The organism is Henriciella mobilis (genome assembly GCF_003576315.1).
Classification (GTDB): domain Bacteria; phylum Pseudomonadota; class Alphaproteobacteria; order Caulobacterales; family Hyphomonadaceae; genus Henriciella; species Henriciella mobilis.
Map to the genome: position 1 here is coordinate 70869 of NZ_QWFZ01000016.1, position 22815 is coordinate 93683.

At 63.0% G+C, this 22815-nt stretch carries 12 protein-coding genes; 8 read left to right on the forward strand and 4 right to left on the reverse strand.

Annotated features, from left to right (window positions below):
* The first annotated feature begins 2 nt into the window (after window positions 1-2).
* From D1227_RS08965 to D1227_RS08975, 3 genes are read left to right on the forward strand one after another with little or no spacing between them, the layout of a single operon-like run.
* Window positions 3-1298 (forward strand): SDR family NAD(P)-dependent oxidoreductase, encoded by a 1296-nt coding sequence (locus D1227_RS08965; protein ID WP_147372877.1) that lies wholly within the window; start codon window positions 3-5, stop codon window positions 1296-1298.
* The gene (locus tag D1227_RS08970; protein ID WP_119377411.1) at window positions 1291-8544 is read left to right on the forward strand and encodes a beta-ketoacyl synthase N-terminal-like domain-containing protein; all 7254 of its coding nucleotides are present in this window, start codon (window positions 1291-1293) and stop codon (window positions 8542-8544) included. The genes D1227_RS08965 and D1227_RS08970 overlap by 8 nt, the downstream gene beginning before the upstream one ends.
* A complete protein-coding gene (locus tag D1227_RS08975) occupies window positions 8537-9121 on the forward strand; it encodes an N-acyl amino acid synthase FeeM domain-containing protein (RefSeq protein ID WP_119377412.1) in 585 nt (194 codons plus the stop codon). The genes D1227_RS08970 and D1227_RS08975 overlap by 8 nt, the downstream gene beginning before the upstream one ends.
* On the opposite strand, the gene D1227_RS08980 is transcribed toward D1227_RS08975, so the two are convergent.
* Window positions 9111-9746 carry a 4'-phosphopantetheinyl transferase family protein gene (locus tag D1227_RS08980; RefSeq protein WP_119377413.1) on the reverse strand — a complete coding sequence of 212 codons (636 nt, stop codon included), beginning with the start codon at window positions 9744-9746 and terminating at the stop codon, window positions 9111-9113. The two genes, D1227_RS08975 and D1227_RS08980, sit on opposite strands and share 11 nt — an antisense overlap.
* 268 nt (window positions 9747-10014) lie before the next feature.
* Between D1227_RS08980 and D1227_RS08985 the strand changes: the two genes are divergently transcribed.
* Window positions 10015-11859, forward strand: coding sequence for an autotransporter assembly complex protein TamA (locus D1227_RS08985; protein ID WP_233350156.1), 1845 nt, complete (start codon window positions 10015-10017; stop codon window positions 11857-11859).
* Window positions 11859-16151 carry a translocation/assembly module TamB domain-containing protein gene (locus D1227_RS08990; RefSeq protein ID WP_119404562.1) on the forward strand — a complete coding sequence of 1431 codons (4293 nt, stop codon included), beginning with the start codon at window positions 11859-11861 and terminating at the stop codon, window positions 16149-16151. The genes D1227_RS08985 and D1227_RS08990 overlap by 1 nt, the downstream gene beginning before the upstream one ends.
* 12 nt (window positions 16152-16163) lie before the next feature.
* Here the strand turns inward: D1227_RS08990 and D1227_RS08995 are convergent, their stop codons facing one another.
* From D1227_RS08995 to D1227_RS09005, 3 genes are all read right to left on the reverse strand, one after another.
* Window positions 16164-17366, reverse strand: coding sequence for an acyl-CoA dehydrogenase family protein (locus D1227_RS08995; RefSeq protein WP_119404563.1), 1203 nt, complete (start codon window positions 17364-17366; stop codon window positions 16164-16166).
* A gap of 208 nt (window positions 17367-17574) precedes the next feature.
* A complete protein-coding gene (locus tag D1227_RS09000) occupies window positions 17575-18516 on the reverse strand; it encodes a nucleotidyl transferase AbiEii/AbiGii toxin family protein (RefSeq protein ID WP_119404564.1) in 942 nt (313 codons plus the stop codon).
* Window positions 18513-19106, reverse strand: a complete 594-nt coding sequence (locus tag D1227_RS09005) for a hypothetical protein (protein ID WP_119404565.1) — start codon at window positions 19104-19106, stop codon at window positions 18513-18515. The genes D1227_RS09000 and D1227_RS09005 overlap by 4 nt, the downstream gene beginning before the upstream one ends.
* Window positions 19107-19723: 617 nt before the next feature.
* Between D1227_RS09005 and D1227_RS09010 the strand changes: the two genes are divergently transcribed.
* From D1227_RS09010 to D1227_RS09020, 3 genes are read left to right on the forward strand one after another with little or no spacing between them, the layout of a single operon-like run.
* A complete protein-coding gene (locus tag D1227_RS09010) occupies window positions 19724-20110 on the forward strand; it encodes a hypothetical protein (protein WP_013301474.1) in 387 nt (128 codons plus the stop codon).
* Window positions 20111-20168: 58 nt separating this feature from the next.
* Window positions 20169-22010: a copper resistance system multicopper oxidase gene (locus tag D1227_RS09015; RefSeq protein WP_034827486.1), complete on the forward strand. Its 1842-nt coding sequence runs from the start codon at window positions 20169-20171 to the stop codon at window positions 22008-22010.
* A complete protein-coding gene (locus D1227_RS09020) occupies window positions 22007-22810 on the forward strand; it encodes a copper resistance protein B (protein WP_034813580.1) in 804 nt (267 codons plus the stop codon). Before D1227_RS09015 ends, D1227_RS09020 begins: the two co-directional genes overlap by 4 nt.
* The last annotated feature ends 5 nt before the right edge of the window (window positions 22811-22815 follow it).

The window sequence follows — 22815 nt, forward strand, 5'->3', positions numbered from 1 at the left end:
CCATGCTCGAAGCCGGACTGGTGGTCCGCGAGGTCACAGCGCCCTCCGGAAAAGCAGACGCGCTGGTGCTGGCCCACGGCCTTGCCGGTGCCACCTTCGACTGCCACGCTGGCGCGCTCGAAGCCCTCTCGGCCGAGGCGAAGCGCTTCGAAGCCCGCGGTGGCACGCTGGTCCTCCTACAGGACACAGGCGGAGCCTTCCAACCGCTCGACCATCGCGCCTGGCGCGGCGGCCTGACAGGCCTTGCCCGCACGGCCATGCGCGAATTCCCGAAGGCGACGGTCCGGTCCATCGATATCGATATTTCCGGACTCGGCCTGAAGCCGGCGGCGGACAGGCTGATCGAGGAGTTGCTGAGTGGTGGTGCGGCGCCTTGCGTCGGCCTCTCGGCGCAGGGCCGGCTGGTCCCCACCGATGGCCTGCTCACACTGCCCGGCAACCGGCCCGGCCTGATCGGCCCGCAGGATGTCATCCTGGTGACCGGCGGCGCGCGCGGTGTGACGGCGACCTGCATCATCGAACTGGCGGCACGGACGAAAGCACGCTTTGCCCTGCTCGGGCGTTCGGCGATTACGCCCTGGCCAGACGATCTTGAAGCGGGCCTGGATGAGAAGGCCTTGCGCGGCGCGCTGGCTGCCCGCGCCAAGGCAAAGGGAGAGAAAGTCTCGCCTGCTGCCCTGAACAAGCAAGCCCGCGCCCTGCTCTCGGGCGCCGAAATCCGCGCCACGCTGACGGCCATCGAACAGGCCGGCGGACAGGCGCTTTACGTTCCAACGGATGTGGCTGACCCGGCCGCGCTGAAGGCGGCCCTCGACAATACTCAGTCGACCCTTGGGCCCGTCACCGGCCTCGTCCATGGCGCGGGCGTGCTGGCCGACAAGCTGATCCGCGAGAAGACGCGTGCGCAGGTCGAAACGGTGTTCGCACCGAAGATTGCCGGGCTCGAGGCGCTCATGTCCGTGCTCGACACCGGCCAGCTGAAGACCATCGCCTTCTTTTCCTCGGTCGCTGCGCGCTACGGCAATGCCGGACAGGCCGACTACGCCATGGCCAATGAGATCCTGAACCGGATGGCGCACTGGCTGAAGGCTGCGCATCCGGATGCCGCGGTCACCTCGATCGGCTGGGGCCCTTGGGATGGCGGCATGGTCGATGACAGCCTGAAAGCGAAGTTCGCCGAAATGGGCGTGGCGCTCATCCCGCGTGATGCTGGTGCGCGGCTCTTCGCCGATGCGGTGCTCGCCGGTAGCAGCTGCCCGGTCGAACTGATCGTCGGATCAGAGATCGCGCATGGCTGATCGGGACTTCGAACCGATCGCGATTGTCGGCATGGGCTGCGCCCTGCCCGGCGCGCTGTCGCCTGCCGCGCTCTGGGACGCGGTCCTCGACAATCGCGACCTGCTCTCGCCCGCACCGCCCGGAAAATGGGGCGTCACCGACAGTGAGCAGCAGGCCATGGGCTATCGCGGTGGGTTCGTCTCCGGTTTCGAAACCGTCTTCGACCCATCCGCCTTTGACCTCGGCGAGATCGATGCCGCCGGTCTCGATCCGCTTTTCCAGTGGCTGCTCTATGCCGGACACGAGGCCTGGGCTGATGCCGGCGCGCCGAAAGTGAAGCGAAAGAAGCTCGGTGTGATCGCCGGCAATCTCGGGTATCCGAGCCGCGCGCTGAGCGATTTTGCGAGCGATGTCTGGGAAAACGGCACGTCCGGCATCGACCCGTTCAACCGATTCAATACGGGCGGACCGGCCCGGCTGCTGGCCCGCGCCCTCGGCGCCAAGGGGCCGGCCTTCGCCCTCGATGCCGCCTGCGCCTCCTCACTCTATGCGGTGAAACTCGCCTGCGACCGGCTGCAGGATCGCTCGCTCGATGTCGCGGTGGCAGCAGCCGTGAACGGGGCCGACAATCTCATCCTTCACCAGGGTTTCTCGGCGCTGAATGCGCTCAGCCCGAGCGGGCGCTCGCGGCCCTTCGTCAAGGGCGCCGATGGCCTCGTCCCGGCGGAAGGGGCCGCCGCTGTCGTCCTGAAACGGCTGGCCGACTGCACGGTTGGCGAGACCATACACGGCGTCATTCGCGGCATCGGCCTCTCCAATGATGGCCGCCGCAAATCGCTGCTCGCGCCGGATGAAGGCGGACAGGCCGAAGCGATGGCGGCGGCATGGGCGATGTCTGGCTTGGATCCGTCCCGCGACATCGGCCTCATCGAGGCCCATGCCACCGGAACGCCGACGGGCGACAAGGTCGAGCTGATGGCGACGGCGAAGCATTTTGCAGGTGTCGAAGGCCTGCCCATCGGCTCCCTGAAAGGCAATCTCGGCCACCTCATCACGGCCGCCGGCCTGGCCAGCCTGATCAAGATGAGCTTTGCGATCAATGAGAGCGTCATCCCGCCAACGCGGCTCGATGGCGAAGCGCTGGACGGGTTTGCCGGCTCGACCACGGTGCCAGCGCAAAAAGCGGCCTGGCCCAAGGATCGCCCACGCATCGCAGCCATCAGCAATTTCGGCTTTGGCGGCAACAATGCCCACCTGATCCTCGCCGCCGATGACGGCACGCGCCCGAAGGCCCGCAAGCGCAAGGCCGCAAAGACCGAAGCCGTGATCTGCGCCACCGGCCTCTGCATGGGGCCTGACCGGGGTGTGACGGCGGTGCTGCAACGCCTCGCGCGTCCACCGAAGCAGCCGCGCGGGCCGATGTCCGAGGTGACCGCTCGTCCGAAGCCGCTGCGCACACCGCCGTCAGAGCTTGGCGCGGCACAAGGCCAGCAGCTTGCGCTCTATGACGCCGTCGACGAAGCCCTCGCCCGCCATCCGTTGGAAGACGGCGCTCGCGTCGGCGTGTTCACCGGCTTTGCCTGCGCGCCGGAAGCGGCCCGCTGGATGCTGCGCGCGCGGATTGCCAAACGGCTCGGCCTCGACCCGCAGACGCCGGAGACGGATGCCGCGCGCAATGGCGTCGCCCCGCCGCTCAAGGCTGGCGACGTGCTGGGCGCGATGCCGAATGTCTCGGCCAACCGCATCAATGTACGCGGCGACTGGCGCGCCCAGGGCTTTGCCGTGATGGAGGAAGAGGCCTCCGGCCTGCGCGCGCTGGAGCTGGCCATGCGGGCGCTTGAGGCGGGAGAGATCGATGCCGCGATTGTCGCTGCGGCCGACCTCTCGGCGGACCCGGTGCACGAAGCGGCCACAGGCGAGAGCGGCGGAGACGCGGCGGCGGCGCTGATCCTGAAACGCGTTGGCGAAGCGGACGGTGTCACCCTCAAGGCGCTCAAGCTCACCGGCAAACCGGCCCCGGACACTTTGCTCGAGCGGCTCTACGGCCATTCACATGCAGCAGGCGGGCTTGCGCGGCTGGCCGTGGAAACGGAACTCGCCGCGCGCGGCCACCGGCTGGAGAGCGACGGCCTTGCCCCGGAACTCTACCGCGACGCACGCGGCATCGAGCTGTCCGGCGGCAAGCTCAAGCTCAAGGCGAGCCCCAAGCCCGCCCCCGACCTGCTGCGCCCGGCACCGCTGCTGGAAACCTATGGCGCCGCGACGCCTGAAGCGCTGGCCAAGGCAATAGATATTGGCCAACAGGGCACATCGGGAGCGTGCCGCATCGCCTTGATCGCAAACGATGAAACAGCCCTCGCCGACCAGCGCAGCAAGGCTATTGCCGCTCTCAAGGCTGGGCACGACCCGTCTGGCGATGGCATACATTATGGCGCGGGCAAGCCGGCTGGCGATCTCGCCTTCGTCTTTACCGGCGCAGCGGCGGCCTATTCCGGAATGGGTCAGGGCCTGTTTGCCGGTGTCCCCGAGCTTGGCCCCATGATGACGGCGAAGTTCCCGGCTGCGCAGCATGTTGCCCGCCTGCTCGCCAGCGACCTCGCGCCCGCCTACGACCAGCTGCGCGCCACCACGCTGATCTCCCAGGCCCAGCATCTCTTGCTGACCAGGCTGCTTGGCATGAAGCCATCCGTTGCGATGGGGCTTTCCTCCGGCGAGACCAATTCGCTCATCGCCTTCGGGGCGTGGGCCGATGCCGACGGGCTGATGGGCACGATTGGCGAGAGCGGCATGTACACCGACGATCTCGCCGGCGCCTTCAAAACAGCGCAGGCGGCCTGGAAGGATGACGCACCGGTTCATTGGGAGACGTGGCGCGTCCGCGCCGCCGAGCGTGATTTCCGTGCGGCCCTCGCGAGCGAGCCGCGCTGCGACCTCACCATCCTCTACAGCCCGAGCGACGGCGTCATCGCCGGCGATGCGGGCGCCTGCCAGCGCGTGCTGAAACAGCTCGGCGGACAGGCCATCCGCGTGCCGCATGACCTTGTCGTGCATACGCCGATGATGGCTTCTTACGAGCAGACCTGGCGCCGGCTGCACCATCGCAGGACGAAGGCGCCGAAGGGCGTGCGATTCTATGCCAACGCAATCAATGGCGCCTACACGCCTGACGCGGACATGGTCGCAGACATGCTGACCGGGCAGGCCGTTGCGGAGGTCAACTTCCCGAAGACGCTTGCGCAGGCCCATGCGGACGGCGTGCGAACATTCATCGAGATCGGCCCGCGCGACACGCTGACCGGCGCCATCCGCGAGACGCTGGGTGAGGGCGTTCAGGCCGTCGCCATGGACCGGTTCGGCCAGCCCGCGCAGAACGACATCGCAGCCGTTGCGGCGACGGTCTTCGCTGCCGGGCATGGTGTCGACATAGACTGGCTGAAAACGCGCCTCAGCGATGCCCGCAACAATGCCATCCGTCTTCGGACAAAGGCGTTAGACGAGTTGACCTTCCCGGCGCATCCGACCGCACCTGTCCTGCCCAGGCGGCGGGGTGGCCAGAGGCAACTGCCGCTCGCACCAAAGACAGCGCTGAAGCCCTTCATGCCGCCGCCGGTCAAACCCATGACAGGCCGCGTGCTGCCGCCTGCACCCGGCACAGACTGGACCGCTCCGCGCCCGGCAGGCGGCGCCGGGACGGCGGTCCTCGACCGGCCAGACCGCGCGCCGCTACGCCGCGTGGCCCCCAAGCCTGCACCGGTCGCAAAACGCCCGGTCCAACCGCTTGAGCGCCGCACGCCAACCGGCCCTGCCTTCTCACGCGCCGAGCTGGAACAGGCCGCAGCGGGCAATATCTCCGAGGTCTTCGGCGACCAGTTCGCAGCGCAGGACGGGTTCCGCAGGCAGGTGCGCATGCCGCGCCCGCCGCTGCTGCTCTGCGACCGGATTACCGGCATCGACGCCGAAGCGCTGGTGCAGGGCAAGGGCACGATCTGGACCGAAACCGACGTCACCGCGGGTCACTGGGCCGTCAGCGATGGGCGCCTGCGCCCCGGCCCACTGATCGAGGCCGGACAGGCGGATCTCGCCCTCATCTCATGGATGGGCGCGGACATGCTGAACTGTTCGGACCGCGTTTACCGCCTGCTCGGCTGCGAGCTGACCTTCCATGAGGGCGGCCTGCCAAAGGTCGGCGAAACGGTCCGCTTCCAGATATCGATCAAGGGGCATGCGGAACTCTCTGGCGTTCGCATGTTCTTCTTCGAATATGACGGCTATGCCGATGACCGGCTGGTGCTGTCCGTCCGCAACGGCCAGGCCGGCTTCTTCACTGATGAGGAACTGGCCAATTCGAAGGGCGTGCTCTGGGATGCCGGCACCGACGGAGCACCAACGGCAGACCCCGTTCTGGACCGGACGGCCCCGAGCGCGAAACGCACCTTCAGCGCCGCCGATGTGGCGGCCTTTCGTGCCGGCGATACCTTCCGCTGCTTCGGTGATGGCTTCGAGCGCGCCGCGCCGCAGACCCGGCCAGCCCGCCTGCCGGGTGGCCGGCTTGCCCTGTTCGACACAGTCGAGACCTTCGAGCCGGAGGGCGGGCCGTGGGAGCGCGGTTACCTCAAAGCGGACCAATCGGTCCCTAAGGACGCCTGGTTCTATGACGGGCATTTCCATGAAGACCCCTGCATGCCGGGCACGCTGATGGCCGAAGCCGCCGTACAGGCGCTGGAATTCACCGCCGCCGCCATGGGCCTGACCATCGACCGCGACAGCCATGTCTTCGAGCCCATGCCCGGCGAGGCGGCAACCTTCTATTGCCGCGGCCAGGTGATCCCCGATGCCGACCATGACGTGACCTATGAGGTCTTTGTGGACGAGGTGATCGATGGCGAAGAACCTGTTGTTTTCGCAAGCCTTCTGGCACGGTCCGATGGTCGGAAAGTGTTCTACTGCCCGCGCTTTGGCGTACGCCTGCGCCGCGCCTGGCCGCAGATGAAAAAGGCGGCCAACATCCCGCACTACGTCAATGACGAGTGCGATGTGCGCGGTGACGAGGCGGCCATGATCGAATGCGGCTCCGGTGCACCAAGCAACGCCTTCGGCTCGATGTATGCGCCATTCGACACGCGCGGCGCCGTGCCACGCTTGCCTCAACCGCCCTACCACATGGTCAGCCGCGTCCTCTCTGTCACAGGCCCGTCCGGCCAGCAGAAAGCCGGGCTGACGGCGATTGCCGAATACGATGTGCCGCCCGACGCCTGGTACTTCCTCGACGGCGGTTCGGGCACGATGCCCTTCTCGGTGCTGACCGAGGTCATCCTGCAGCCCTGCGGCTGGCTGGCCTCCTATTCAGGCTTTGCCCTTTCAGGCGAAACGCGGTTCCGCAACCTCGACGGCAGGGGCACAACGGCCCGGCACATCAAACCCGGCGACGGGACAATCCGCACCCGGACGACACTAACCCGCTGCTCGCGCGTCGGGCCGATGACGATCGTTTTCTTCGAGCTGGAGGCGACGCTCGCCGACGGAACGCCCGTGGTGTCGCTGGAGACGAGCTTCGGATTCTTCACCAAGGCCTCGCTCGCCGCACAGGCGGGCCTGAAATCAAGCGACGAGGCCCGGGCCTTCCTCGACGCGCCGGCCGATCCGCCCAGCGAGGAAGCGACCCGCCTGCCGGTCTCGTCCGGCCGGCTGGCCCTGTTCGACCTGATCGACCGGTTCGAGGCTGACGGCGGGGCCAGCGGCCTCGGCCGCATCCGCGCGCGCCAGAGCGTTGATCCGTATGCGTGGTATTTCAGGGCGCACTTCTTCTCCGATCCTGTCCAGCCGGGTTCTCTCGGCCTCGACATGCTCGTTCAGCTGCTCGCCCGTGCCGGTGACCTGAAAGGGCTGGGGGAGCGTTTCGACCATCCCGTCTGGGAACCGATCGCGCCCGGTGAAGAAGTCACCTGGACCTATCGCGGCCAGGTTACACCCACGGCGAAACAGGTGACGGCAACCGTGGAAATCGACAGGGTCGAAACGGGGGATGAAGAGACGATCATCCTCGGGACGGGATCTCTCTGGGTCGATGGTCTGCGGATTTACGAGATGCGCGGCATGAGCGTCCGCCTTCGCGCCAGAACCAGACTGGAATCATACCGGAATTGTACTGTTTTAAGACCCTCCTATCCGGCCTGGGTCGGTGCCCATCGCCCAACCCATACAGTCCCGGCCCTTCCGCTTCTCTCACAGGCCGGCATGCTGCTGCGGCAAGCCTGGACAAGGAACGTCAAATCCTACCCCATTGAAATCAATGGCTTTTCGCCTCGCCAGTGGGCGAATGTGACGGAGGCTGGCCTGTTTGTCGAAGCCCATGTTGGCGCGGATGGCGCTGCGCGGCTCAGGGGGCGGGATGCAGACCAGCCCGACCAGGCTTTCCGCATTCTCTCCTCTGGAACAATTGTCGGCCGCACCCGTCCGTCTGCCCCGCGCCTGCTCGAGGCTGATCACGGAAAACCACTGCCCGACCCGTATGAAACAGCCGATCTTTTTCATGGGCCCGGCCTCAGGCCGGTCACCGAAATGCGCCGTGACGCCAGGGGATTCGAGGCGGTGGTGGACCTGTCGCTGGCCGCCAGTCCGGGGGATGCCTTCGACGCCGTCATCCTCGATGCGCTGGTCCATGGCCCGCCGCATGAGCGCCCGGAAGTGTGGTTCGATGGTGTGGAGGATTGCGCGATCTATCCCGTCCGCATCGAACGCCTGATCATCTGTTCTGACCTGCCGGAGACCGGAGCGCTCGTCATCCGCGGCGTCCCCGGCCAGCGCGACCCGGCAACCGGCGACCTGCCCGTGACGATCGAGGCTTTCCTCGGGAGCGATCTCTGGGCACGGCTCGACCTGATCGAGAAGGCCTATCCGAAAGGCCCGCTTGCAACGCTTAACCCGCTGGAACGGCGCGATTTTCTGACGGGCGCCAGCAACGACCATCCCGCCCCGCTGAGCCGCTTTGACGGGACATGCACGCGGCTTTCCCCCGCCGATGTCATCGCCTGCGACTGGCTGCCCGGCACCGTCGCCACCGCCTGGGGCTGCGAAGGACTAACCGGCAGCGAGCTCGTCCGGGCCGTCGCCGTGAAGGAACATTTCGCCCGTAAATGGGGGATCCACCCGCGCAAAGTCCGCTACGAGCCGCCATTCGCCATTGGACCGGATGGCCGCCACCGTTACGCTTTGCGCTTCGATTCCAAAGCCCGCGCATGGGCCGTCATGGATGATGCGTATGAGTAATATCGAACTGATCGTGGTGGATGATCGCACGCGCCCGCTGGTTCAGCACCTGCGCTACAGGGTCTATTGCGCCGAAAAGCAGTTCGCCATGAAAGGCGCCGACCACGAAGCGCGCATGCTCTATGACGAGACCGATACGCTCGGTGTCACCTTCGCGCTTTTCGATGGCGCAGAGCTTGTCTCCAGCGCGCAGGTCATCCCAGTTGATCCGCTGCAGGCCCCTGAAAGATTTTCGGTTTTTGATCTTCGTCATGCCCTGCCCCGCCCGGACCATGGGGCGGTTATCGTGTCCAAGCTCGTCACCGCTCCCGATCGGCGCGGCTCCAAGACCCTCGGCCCTGTCATGCGCGCCATCCTCGACTTCGTCGCGCAGGAAAACCGCCGCTACATCGCAATCCTGGCCGAGCCAAGCATGCGGGAATTCTACGCCTCGATGGGCTTCGACGTGATGAAGGAAGGCATTGAGGCAGCGCCCTTCGGAACGGTCGCGCTGATGGTGTTCGACATGCGCGATGAGCGTCACACCAGCGGCAAGTCGCTTGCTGGCTGGATGTTCAAATCCGTTTTCAGCCGCTGAAGGCCAGCACAGCGACCCAGTCATCTGAAGGCTGTATGGCCTTCAGGTGCACTTGCCGGCCCGCCTCTTCAAAATCCATGTCTGGTTTCTCGCCGGATATGAAAGGCCCCGGCACCACGACGGATTTCGGCCCGCCGCGAAGGCCTTTTCCCCGCCATTTCAGTACCGCTTCCTTGGCGCACCAGAGGCGGTAGAAACCGCAAAGCGCCGCATCACCATTGCCCAGCGTCTCCAGGACGCGGCGCTCGTCCTCGTTTGCAATCATCTGCAAAACTGGTCCGGTATTCAGCGGCCGCAGCTGTTCGATATCCGCCCCGACGCGTCCGTCGCGCAGCAGGGCTGCGAAGGCGTGCGGACCTGATCGTGACCAGGAAACACTAATCTTATCAATGCCCTTCACCGATGAACGAGCATCGTCATAGGCACGAAGCTGCACCTCATCGGCCGCGAGTCCGCACTCATCGGCCACCAGCTTGCGCATCACATTGCGCGCGTGCAGGAAGTTCTGGGCGGTCTCAGGACTGATCAGCCGCGCTGCACGCGCCTGCTCGCTATCGCCCACCGGTTGGTATGCGATATCATCCGCCGATCGTTCCGAATGGACCCAGACAGGTAAGCTTGTCATGTGGCCCCGCTAACGCCCTGCTGGCCTGCTGGCAACGCCTTCAATCCCGGCTGCCTTGGAATCGACCCATGTTTTCAAGACTTTCGACACAGCTTTGTGCGTAAGACCGTCGGTATGAACGACTGCGCGCAACCGCCCCGGTCAACCGGTGCCTCACTGCTGATAATGCAGGCGAAACACGCGTGGGCGCCTTACATTTGCAGCGTCCTTTCGCAACGCCGGACTGGAAAAGGCGTTGTTGGAGGGCAGGTTCGGTTTGAAGTAGAGAATGGCCGGTCCGGGTGCATCCGATCTCGTGCAGATTTTGCATGAGACAACACGGATGTGCCAGCACGGCTCGAAGTGGATGACGATACGCACAACAGTCCTTGTCGCTGCTGTGACGTTGCTGGCATTGCCAGCAGCGGCTGCGCCCGTGCAGGTGCAATTCGTCGGCGACGACGCCAGCGACGAGGTCATGTCGCAAGTGCGCAGCGCCATGCCGGACGAAAGCAGTCCGACCACGGTTCTTGAAGCCCGCCGACAAGGCCGCCGCGCCGTCAGCGCAGCCCGCAAGACACTGAACAGCCTTGGCCATTACGCCCCCCGGATCGACCTTGGGATCGAAAGCAGCGAGCCGCCTTCAGCCCAGTTGAGGATCGATCCCGGCCCGCGTTTTTCGCTCGGTCCGGTCGCCGTGGATTTCAACGGCTCACCCCCACTTGAAGCGATTGCCACCGATATCCGTGCAGACCTGCCGGTGAGCCAGGGCCAGCCTGCCATTCCGGCCCGGGTCCTCGATGCGGAGCGCTGGATCGTCTCCCAACTGCGCGAACAGGGGTATCCCTATGCCGAGATTCGCGAAAAGCGCGTCATCGGAGACCGGGAAGCCGAAACAATCGAGGTAACCTATCTGGTCCGCTCGGGTCCGCGCGTGCGCATCGGCGAGACGATCCTGCCCGAGCATGAGATGGTCACCAAGGCGACGTACCTGGAACGCCTGATCCCCTATAAAGCTGGCGAGATCTACAGTCCGGGCAAGCTCTCCTCCTTCAACACACGCCTGGTCGAAACGCGTCTGTTCCGCGTGGCGCGTGCGTCCCTCGCTGATGAGCCGAGCGCGATCGACGAAGATGGCACCGAAACGCGAGACGTGATCGTGACCGTCGCTGAGCGCCAGCGCAATACGATCGCCCTGGGGACAAGCTATTCCACCGCCGAAGGCTACGGCCTGCAGGCGGAGTACGCCCGCCGCAACCTCAGCCGGCGTGGCGACTCGCTGATTACCAGCCTGACCCTGGCCGAGCTTGAACAGTCGCTCAACGTCCTCTGGCGCCGTCCGAACGAATTCGGTTATGGCCGCGGGCTCGTCCTGAATGGCGGCCTGATTGCCGAAACGACCGACGCCTATGAGCGCGAAGCCGTAATGCTCGGCGCGAGTTTCGAAGTCGCCAGAAGCACCGACTTCACCTATTCCTATGGCGTCAATGCCGAGTTGGTGCGCGAGCAGGACGAGCTGGGCGAACGCGACCTTCAGATTTTCTCTGTCTTCACCGATGCGCGCCTCGACAAGAGCGACAGCGTACTGGACCCACGCGAAGGCTGGCGGATCAATGGCCGGGTAGAGCCGAGCTATACCTTTGGCGACGAGTCCAATCCCTATGTGCGCTCGGTCGGTCAGGTCAGCGCTTATGTTCCTTTCGACGAGGACAAGCGTTTTGTCCTCGCCGGACGATTCAAGGCGGGCGCCGTGCTCGGTGCGAACGCGGCCGACATTCCGGTGGACGACCGTTTCTATTCCGGCGGCGGCGGCAGCGTTCGGGGTTTTGCCTACCAGGCGATTGGCCCGCGCGGAGCGGACAACACGCCGCTGGGCGGCAAGTCGGTCGTCGAGGCATCGCTGGAAGCACGCTTTGCCTGGCGAAAGAACATAGGCCTCGTGGCCTTCGTTGATGCCGGCAGCGTTTCAACCGACGAGTTCTCCAATTTCGACGACGCGAAGTTCGGCGCCGGTATCGGGCTTCGCTACAACACGCCTGCAGGTCCGATCCGTCTGGATATCGCGGCCCCGCTCAACCCGTCGGACTTCGATGACCCGGTCCAGATCTACATCTCATTCGGGCAGGCCTTCTGATGAGCGACGAGACCGCCCCCACCAAGGACAGAAAGCGCAGGCCCATCCTGAAATGGAGCCTGATCGCCCTTGGCGCGCTGCTTGGCCTTGTGCTGGCCTTCCTGCTCGCCCTGCGCTTTGCTGCACAATCGGAGTTCGGCCGCCAGTTTGTCGAGAAACGTATCGAAGCCGCCGATCCCTCCGGCCAGGATATCGAACTCGAAGGCCTTTCCGGGGACCTGCTCGGCACGTTCAGGATCAGGCGTCTGTCAGTTTCTGATGATGAAGGCGTGTGGCTGGTCGCCGAGAATGTCCTGGCGGACTGGAAACCACTCGCCCTGCGCAAGCGAGCCCTGCTTGTCGAAACGCTGGAAGCTGATCTTATCCATGTCCAGCGGCGCCCGCACATTGTCTCCAGCGGATCATCATCCGACGGCGGTGGGTCGATGCCGCTACGTGCTGGCGAGCTGGACAAGCTGCGGATCGGTGAATTGCGCACCGAGGCCGGTGTCCTGCCGCGCGCGCTCAGCCTCGAAATCAATGGCCAGGGCCGAGTCGGCCAGGATGGCGGCAACACAAAACTCTCTGTCCTGCCGACCGAGGGAGACGGGGATACGCTGACTGCGGACCTGACCTGGTCGCACGATCTGCGCCTGCAGGGCACGCTGGACCTGGACGGACCGGCCGGAGGACTGTTCGCATCCCTCGCCCGGCTTGAGCCCGGCCAATCCATCGCTGCGCAGCTGACCGCGAATGGCACGCGCGACGACTGGTCGGGCGATGCGAGGATCACAATCGATGATGAACCGGCGATCACGGCAGACGCTGGCACCCAGGAGGACGCGATTGCGTTTGACCTGGTCGCCTATCCCGGCCGCCATCCGCTTGCCCGCGCGATTTCGAACACGCTCGGCGATACGCTGACAATTGAAGGCAGCCTGCTCAGAGATGAGGAGGACCGCGCCTTGCTGGACCTCACTGCCAGTGCCGAGGGCCTGAAGCTGCGCGCCCAGGCTGGCCCGCCCCAGGACGGCGCCTACAGCGCCGATGTACAGCTGACCGTCGACGAGCCAACACGTTATGCCGGGCGCGAAAGCATCAAGGTCGACCGGGCCCTACTGGACGGCGTCTTGGTCTATGGCGACGGCGCGGCCCGGTTCGAGGGCAATATCGAGGCGACGGGCGTCGATGTGCCGTCCTTCGAAGCCGATATGGTGTCAGGTCCTCTGAGCGCGGTTTACGACAGGCCCACCGTTCTCATCCGCTCCACGCTATCCGGCGAGAGCGCCGTCCTTCCGGGCGTCGCGGGGCGGGTTGCCGGCGCGCAGCCAACGCTCAAGCTGAACGCGCTGTACAGCCTCGAAAACCGCTCGCTCGACCTGCGCGAGACCATTGTCAACGGCAAGGCCGGCCGGGTGAGCGCTGCGGGCACGCTGCGGTTCAGCCCGGCCTTCACGGCAAATCTTGCCGGGAGTTTTTCCATCGATGGCGCCGCCGCCAATCTCGCAAGACCGGTCAAGCTGAATGGCCAGTTCAAGGCGGACCGGGCTGGCCCCGGACGCACAGGTTTCTCGCTGAACTCGCAGCTGACCCGGTTTGGCTCCCTGCCAACGCCGCTCAACCAGTGGAGCGACGGAACGGCCCGTATTTCCGCGCGCGGGGCGTTCGCCGGCGGCGGCGTGCAACTGTCTGCCTTTTCGCTGCGCTCGGGCACGCTGCGGCTCGATGGTGCCGGCCAGCTGAGCGGAGGCGTCCTCTCAGCCGATGCCGACCTGAGTGCGGGCGAGGCCAGTTTCGCCGGGCTGCGGCTGGAGAGCGTGAGCGGGCGTACAAGCCTCAACGGTCCGTTCTCGGACCTCGCCTTCGACACCCGCCTCACGGCGCCTTCTCTGGCGAACTCCAGTATCCGGTTCAGCAATATCAGCCTGCTGGCCGACGGGCGCTATGGCCAAGGAAAGCTGTCAGCCGATGCAGAGCTGGAGTCGGAGACCTCCAACAATGGACCGATATCGCTATCGACCGCCTTCTCGCTCGACGGTGCCCGCTGGCAAGTCAGCGGGTTTGAAGGCCAGTGGGGCGAACTTGAAGCCGTTGCGAACCTGTCGGGACGCGGTGGCAGGATTGGGGAGATTCGCGGCGAGCTGGCCCTTAGCGGGGACCTGCCACCGGGCCTGCCGGCACGGTCTGTATCCGCCGATGCGCAAATCGCCGGCGAACAGCTGGTCCTCGATGCCTCGCTCCAGACCGTTGCCTTCGGGCCGACAGAAGCTGATGCCTTCGTTCTGCGCGCCAACGGGACACCGGACGATATCGACTTTGTCGCCGAGCTCGAGGGCAGTACCAGGATTGATGCGCTGAGCTATGAGACAGCTTTCAACATGGACGGCAAGCTGAGCGGACTGACAAGCGGACAACTCGATCTTACAACGTCCCTGTCGGCCGTTCTTGGCGATATCGGACTGACCACGCAGGATCCGATCCGGTATACGCAATATGACGATGGTTTCGAAGCCAGCGCCCGCTTCGCCGCACTCGGCGGAACGCTCAGCCCCAATGTGACTGCACGCGGCGAGACGGCCATCCGCCTGAACGGGGAAAATCTCAAGATTGCGCCACTGCTCATCATTGCAGGCCGCCCCGGCCTGGATGGCACCCTAAATATCGATGTTGCCTTCGACGAGGTGGACGGCGGTCTTGCCGGGCCGTTCAGCGCAGAACTGATATCGGTCGGCCGCCCTGATTCTCAGCTTCCACCGATCGACCTCATCCTTTCCGGAGATCTGCACCCGACCGAACTCGTGACGGATATTCGTGCGGGCGACAATGAGAGCCTGGAAGCGGCGTGGGATTTCACCATCCCGGTACGGACGATGCCGGCAGCACCGCTCATCCAGCTGCAGGACAATGCTGAGATTCCCTTTCAGGCGTCCGTCAATGGCCAGATCGAAGCCGTTTCTGCACTGATCGTTCCGCCGAACATGCTGCTGCGCGGCATCGTGGACCTCGAAATGTCGGGCCGCCTGCCGGACCTCAATGAAAGCTTCACCGGTTCTCTCGCCTTCTCCGACGGCCAGTTCGAGCATGGCGACCTCGGCATGGTGCTCAATCAGATCGATGCAGCCGCGAAGCTCGGCGGCGGCACGGTCGATCTGACAAGCCTCAGCGCCAAAGGCCGTTCAGGCGGTACGCTGACCGGCAGCGGCACGATGGCTGTCGATGGGTCCGCGCAAAGCGATGTCAGCATCGAAGCGCGCCAGCTTGTCGTGACTGAACGGCGCGAGGGACGCGCTACCGTCAGCGGCACGATGCAGCTGCGCCAGCAGCCAGATCTCCTGGAGATCATCGGCGATCTCACCGTCGACAAAGGCGAGATCAATATCGAGAATCTGCCGACCGGCGGCCCGCCAACCCTGGACGTCAATTTCTCCGAGCCGGTCGCACCGGCCGATGAGGAAGAAGACGAGGCGGCTACCCGGCTCGATATCCAGCTCACAGCGCCCGGCCGGATCGACGTGCGCGGGCGCGGCGTCAATGCTGAGCTGTCCATGGACGCAGAGATCCGCGGTTCGCTGGGCAAGCCCGTCATTACCGGGTCGGCGTCGATTGTTCGCGGACGTTTCGACCTGATCGGCAAGCGCTTCCAGTTTGCCGACAGCACCGTACGGCTGTCGCCCGATATCGGCGCATCCCCGCTCGATATTTCCGCCACACATGAGACGCGCGACGATATCACCGCAATTCTCAACGTGGACGGCACGATCAACCGTCCGGAAGTCTCCCTTACATCAGATCCGGCCCTGCCCGAGGACGAGGTGCTCTCGCGGGTCCTCTTCGGGCGTTCCCCGACCCAGCTGAGCGGGCTCGAGGCCGCCCGGCTTGCGGCCGCGCTGGCACAGCTGTCTGGTGGCGGCGGGTTCGACCTGCTTGGCGGGCTGGAGAGGGCGCTCGGCCTCGATACGTTCGATGTCGGCTCCGGCACAAATGGCGACGTGCAGGTGACGAGCGGCAAGTATCTGACGGAAGACGTCTATCTTGAAGTCCGCTCGGGCGCGACGGGCGCGCCCGGCGTCGCGATCGAGTGGGAACCGGTCACAAATATCGAAGTCGAAGCGGCGACCAGTACTGAAGATGGCCAGCATATCTCCATCCAGTGGAAGCGCGATTTCGATGACGGTGTCTTCCCCGGCATTTCGGGCAATACGACCGGGCCGGGCAACGGGACGGACAGCCCTCCGGACGCCCAAAGCGATCAGCCCTCACAGCCTGAGGGCGAGGGACAGGAAGACGCAAAGCAAAGCGACCGCGAGGAATGACCGCGCCGCCTCTCAGAGCTGCGAGGTATCGGTGGGCTGGTTCATGAACAGCCGGCCGGCGAGTTCATAGGTCTGCTGCTTGACCATCATGTGCTGGGTTGCGACGTGCACGTCACGAAAGCGGCGCTGGATGGGAGATGTCCGGTAAACGGCCGTTCCGCCTGCCAGTTCATAGATGAGGTCGACCGATTGTTTGGCCGACTCGACAGCGCTGGTCGTCGCCAGCCTGAGATCCCGCTTGAGCGCAACAGGGACGGCGCCAGACTGCGCTTCGTACCAGGCCGCATCGATCGCCTCATGCAGGAAGGCGCGGCCCTGGCGCAAATAGGCCTCAGCGCGCGCGACATCCCGGTGTGTGGAGGACTTTTCCGCCAGCGGGCTGCGTGAGCCTGCCGGGACCTTGCCGACTGCAAGCTCATAGATGTCGTCGAGCGCGCCGCGCGCAGCGCCAAGTGCCACAGCGCCAATCCCGATGGCAAGCATGCCGAAGGCCGGGAAACGGAAAATCGGCGCGTCGCTGCGGGCCGTGCCGAGCCCTCGGACAATCCTGTCTTCGGGAACAAAGGCATCGCTGACCTCGAAATCCGTCGATCCGGTTCCCTGCAATCCGGTCACTGTCCAGGTATCGATGAAGGTCAGCTGGTCTGCGGCGAAGATTGCCGAAAGATGCTGCGGACGGCCTTTCTCATCAGGCACGATCTTCCCGCTTTCGTCCGCAAGGAAGCACCCCGCACTGATCCAGTGCGCATTCTGCGAACCAGACCCCCAGGCCCAGCGGCCATTGACGACATAGCCGTCAACGCCCTCGTGGAGCGTCGGGGTGGCAAGGCCTATAGGGGCAAAGATGCCGGCCGCGATCACACCGGGCTCTTGCAGCAGCCGCTGTACCGCCTGCGTATTCGCGAAAGACATACTGTAGGCGGCCGTCGTTGCAATGAAGGCGCACCAAGCCGCCGAGGCATCTGCGCGCGCGAGCGTCTCGATTGTTTGGGCATAGTCGAGCGGCGACGCGCCGGCACCGCCCCATTCGGGCGGGTTGCACATGGCATAGAAGCCGTCTGCGGCCAGCCGGTCGGCTATATCCTGCGGGAGCTTGCGCCCCTGCTCGATTTCGTCGGCGCGGCTGGAAAGTTCGTCGTACCAGTTGGAGGCTCGTTCCAGCAGGACTTGCTCCGTAACTGTTTCCTTGAGGTCTGTCTCTCCATCTGCAGGCATCGCAACAGCGCTCCTTGTTATCACTCAGGCAACTGGCGTGAGCCTAGCACAGGGGCGTGAGGTGTGTCCGGCATTTCCGGCAAAAGAAAACGCCCCTGGCCGAAGCCAAGGGCGCTATTGGGTGCGGGAGGGCGCACCCAACAAAAGAGTAAGCTAGTAATTCCTTTTATTTCAGAAGGTTAGAGATTTCCCTGCAAGCAACGATCATTCAAAGTTCCGGCAGGCGCTCGCTGATGCGCGCCAGAATATCGTCAAAGAGTGCAGGCTCCCTGTAGTAAAGCGCTCGTGACTTCGCATAAGCGTCCGCGTACGCCTTTCGCGTTTCTGCGTCGCTCAACAGAAAGGCTTCGTTCCTGGTGAGGTCCGGTTCATCTGCCTTGCGGAACCTTTTGGCCTTGTGGTCCTTGTACGCGTCTGTTCCGATGAACTCTTTCACTGAGGCGTCAGCGAGCAGGCAGTACACGTCATAATAGTGGCGCATGAAATTGACAGGCATGTCGCCGTCCGCCTGCTGCTTTCGGAATTTCGTTGAGATGGTCTGGAGCTTTTCGACAAAAGTATAGCCCGGCTCATAGCAAGGCACATCGACCGCGCGGGTGTCGGTCAGGTCTGCAATCCCACTCTCGACTGCAAGTTCGTAAGCCCAGGACGAAATCGTACATGGCCGGTTCGGCGCCACCTGGTCGAACCCGACTTCGAGCAGGATGCCTGCCTTCAGCCCTTCTGGTAGTGGATTCACCGACTCATACTTCAATCGAATGCCCGCGCCGCGATAATGGCGTGTGTCGTCGAACTCTTCGTCGCGGACCACTTCGATAATGCCGGGAATTTTGATGGCTTCGGCCAGACCGTTGAAGAATTCGAGACGCGCTTGTACCTGCGCAGGCTTATTGTGGTTTGGACCATACTGAAGGTCGGTCTCTGGGTGGATCAGGATGTCGATGTCTTCCGAAAAACGGTCGATGAGGCCGTATCCCTTTGACAGCGAAGTTCCGCCTTTCAGCTCAAACTTATAGTCAAGCTGCTGCAGTCCCCAGAGGCAGTGCATCAGCCAATAGTCCTTTTCGATGAGCCCCGGGTCGATGGTGTTGTTTCGCGCAGCAACAGCGATCAGGTCGGCAAAGTCAGGCAGCTCGTGCAGAAGCGTCACGTGGCTGACGCCTGATCAGGGTTCAATACAGGCTTGAGGAGCCTTGCAGCCCGCGCCGATCCGAAATCCTTCACCGCACGTGACAGTCGCGCGCGGTCCATACGTCGCGCACGCCTAAGTGCCTTGGGAAGCACTGCTGCCTTTTCCTCGGGAAGCCGATCGAGGTTGTGCAACAGATCCACCAGGAGGAATTCTTCGCTGAGGTTTGAAGGAACAGAGGTCCGCATGCGGAAGTCATAGCGTCGGCCATCCAGCTCGAAATGGCCGTGCCGTTTGCGATTATAAACTACCGGCTCATTGTAGAGCTGCGTCGTTCCCAATTCGAGGCTGTTATAGGCGTTTGGCGAAACCATAAGAAACCGGTCATCCCCCAGGAATGACTCAACCAGCTTCTCCGGCTTGGCGGGTGCCTGCCCGAACCGAGTTTTCTTCGGAGCCATATAGAGCCCTGCCCCAACCTTTTCGAGGCGTCCTTCGTCAAGCAGCTGTCCAACATGTCGATCGACAGCGTTTGACCAGGTCGCAAGCTCCTTGCGCCGGTACACCTGTCCGGGGCGCAATTTCCTTTTTAGTTTTGCAAGCGCGGTCATGTTCTGTCTCCATCACCCACAATATAGGGGTCATGCTCCATATTATGCAACATTTCTTATTAAAAAGTCATGCACAACAAAGACAATAAATACTCTCGACACAGGTGCAAGATATTGATTTTACGATGTTTTATAGAATGAGGAAGCAGGTCTCTTAATCACCGGAATGGCACAATCCGTACTAAACAAAAGGGTCTGGGGTCCAATTTATTTATGAATTGAAGCTCGTACGCAGCGAAACCAGGTTGCCCTTTCGCCAAGAGCCGACAATGGATTCCGAACCGCGAGTGACGCGCCCAGTAATCGTGCTTGAAATTAAATTAATTCAACGCACTATGGCACTCAAAACTTCGCTTGTTGTGCAGATTGTTTGCAATTTGTAGTGCAAACTGTGGTGCAGCCCTTTCGTGTTGTCAAAGTTCGACGCTGCCTATCAACGACATTCACATCGCTAACATGATTTGCTGGCCGTTCAAATTCGCGCTGGAGCGTAGCCATGCAACTTTTCGCTCGGGACTGACCCGCGGGTCTGGGTTGATCCTGCTCCGTTACGACAAACCTTGAGTGCTCAGAGGTTCTTTCTTGATTTAAACCCCTATGGGGTATAAGTGGTAGTCATGAACTTTGTTGTCGCAACTCTCGTGACGGTATTTTTCAGCCTGTCGCAGGTGCTCTGCGCGTGTCCCGTCGATATGTCGGCGACGAATAGCATGGCAACCGAGTTCACCGCTCATTCTCACCAGGCGCCCGCCGATGGGCCTGAGGCGCCCTGCAATGATGAGACTGATCACTGCAAGCTTCAGACAGCAACGGTCGCCCAAGCCGACAAGACGGCGAACCCGGTCCAGCACGTATTAGGCGATACGACGCCCATCGGGCTTGCTACACCCTCATGGCAACACGCATGGAAGCGCGTCGTCAATGTCCGCACGCCCTGGCCTGAGGTCCGAAGTTACCTGCTGCAACAAACGCCAGTCACATTGAAGGTGCGTTCCCTGAGCTGATTTCGTGCGTCGCTGCATTAGCAGCCCGATTGCATAAATTCACCTCATGGAGACGATTATGTTGAACAGACGACGTATGTTGCAGACGGTGCTCGGCACCGGCGCAACCTTGGGGGCAAGCAGCCTCCTGCCCGCTTGGGCAAAATCTTCCAGCAACGGAAACCTTGGTGTGCCCTCACTTTCGGGCACGCGCTTCGACCTCGAAATCGGGCAGTTCCCGGTCAGGCTCAACGGCAAAGTCGGTATGGCAACCGGAATCAATGGCACACTTCCCGGTCCGCTCTTGCGGTTGCGCGAGGGCGATGACGTTACAATGAACGTCACCAACCGGCTTGCCGAAGACACTTCGATCCATTGGCACGGACTGCTTGTCCCCTTCCATATGGACGGCGTGCCGGGCGTCAGCTTCCCGGGCATCAAACCGGGCGAAACGTTCAAATATCAGTTCAAGGTGCCGCAAAATGGCACTTACTGGTATCACTCCCATTCTGGTCTGCAGGAACAACTCGGCCATTACGGTCCGATCGTCATAGATCCGGCAGGTACAGACCCAGTGGCTTATGACCGGGAATATGTGCTCGTCCTCAGCGACTGGAGTTTCACGCATCCGCACCGGATCTTCGACAAGCTCAAGAAGAATGCCGAGAGCCTGAATTTCAACCGCCCGACCCTGTCGAACCCAACCGGACTTGGCGGCATGTGGGGGCAGATGCGAATGAGCCCGCGCGATCTCGCAGACGTGACCGGCGAAACCTACACCTACCTGATCAATGGCCATTCGACGGCCGATAATTTCAATATGGTCTTCCAGCCGGGCGAGCGGGTTCGCCTGCGCATTATCAACGCCTCCGCCATGACCCTCTTCAATGTCCGCCTCCCGGGCTTGCCGATGACGGTGGTCCAGGCCGACGGTCTGAATGTCCAGCCGGTTGAGACCGACGAGTTCCAGATGGGCGTGGCCGAGACGTATGATGTCATCATCGCGCCGACCGAAGCGCGCGCCTACGCCTTTGTTGCCGAATCGATCGACCGCTCCGGCCAGGCCGTCGCCACGCTCGGCCCGCGTGCCGGTATGCGGGTCGATGCGCCTGCGCTTCGAGCTGTGCCGATGCTGACCATGCGGGACATGGGAATGGCCCATGGAGACATGGCGGGCATGTCAGGCATGGGGAGAATGGATCATGGTCCGGACACCGCGACGGCCGGGGACGACATGAAAGGCCACGACATGGGTGCCATGTCGATGATGCCCGATCCTCATGGTCCGGCGGTCCAGCCCGTCAAGATTGAAGCAGATATAGAGCGCGGCCCCGGTGTCGCAAAAGTATCAGGCATGACGATGAGCCGCTTGGGCGAACCCGGTCTCGGGCTTGATGATGTCCCCCACCGCACGCTCACCTACAACCAGCTTCGCGCGCTCGACATGAATGAGGACCATCGCCCGCCTGGCCGCGAAATTGTCATTCATCTGACGTCGAACATGGAACGCTACATGTGGTCGTTCGACGGTGTAAAATTCTCCGAGGTAACCGAGTCAATCAAGTTCTACGAGGGTGAACGTGTTCGCCTGACGCTCGTAAACGATACAATGATGCCACACCCGATCCATTTGCACGGCATGTTTTTCGATCTCGTGAATGGCGGTGGTCATCACATGCCTCGAAAGCACACAGTAACGGTCAAGCCTGCAGACAGGGTCAGCGTCGACATCACCGCAGAACATGTCGGTGACTGGGCGTTCCACTGCCATCTGCTTTACCACATGCACGCTGGCATGATGCAGGTCGTCAGCGTCATTCCGCCAGCAGACGATACGACACCAGCTGAAAAAATGCCGGCAGGTCAGATGAATATGCCCATGGACCATCACGGCATGAACCATGGGGAGGGAAAATCATGATGAAACCGAATTTGGCAGCCCCTCTCCTCCTCGGCTTCGCGCTCTACGCGACCGGCAGCGCGTTCGCGGAAGACACAAATCAAACCCCGCCCTGGGATCAGGCCGACGCCATCTACGGCGAGGATGCAATGGCGGACGCTCGCCGGGACGTTCTTGCGGAAGGCGGAGACCAGAAGAGCTTCTACATCCTCTTCAACCAGCTCGAGGCTCAGATGTCTGACGAGGGCGACAGTTTGTACTGGAACGGACAGGCTTGGTATGGGGGCGATATCAACAAGCTCTGGTTCAAGAGCGAGGGCCGCGCCTCTCTGAATGGAGAGGGCGTGGATGATGCCGAGATCCAGGCGCTCTATTCCCGCGCGGTTGCGCCTTTCTGGAATGTTCAGGCGGGCGTTCGCTACGACATCGAACCGGATAGTCTCGCGCATGGGGTCGTCGCACTGAATGGTCTGGCGCCCTACTGGTTCGAAGTCGACGCTTCCGCCTTTCTCAGTGAAAAAGGCGATGTAACGGCCCGCATCGAGGCTGAATATGAGTTGCTCCTGACCCAGCGGTTGATCTTGCAGCCTCGGATCGAAGCAAATCTTTCCGCGCAGGACATACCGGAAAGGGAAACGGGCGCGGGACTTAGCACACTCGATGCCGGCTTGCGGCTTCGTTATGAAATCAGGAGGGAGTTTGCGCCTTATGTCGGCGTCGAATGGCAAAGCGCCTTCGGTGAGACACGCGACATGATCAAAGCCGCAGGCGGTGAAGGCGACGATATCGTCTTTCTCGTGGGCCTGCGGACCTGGTATTAGGAGAA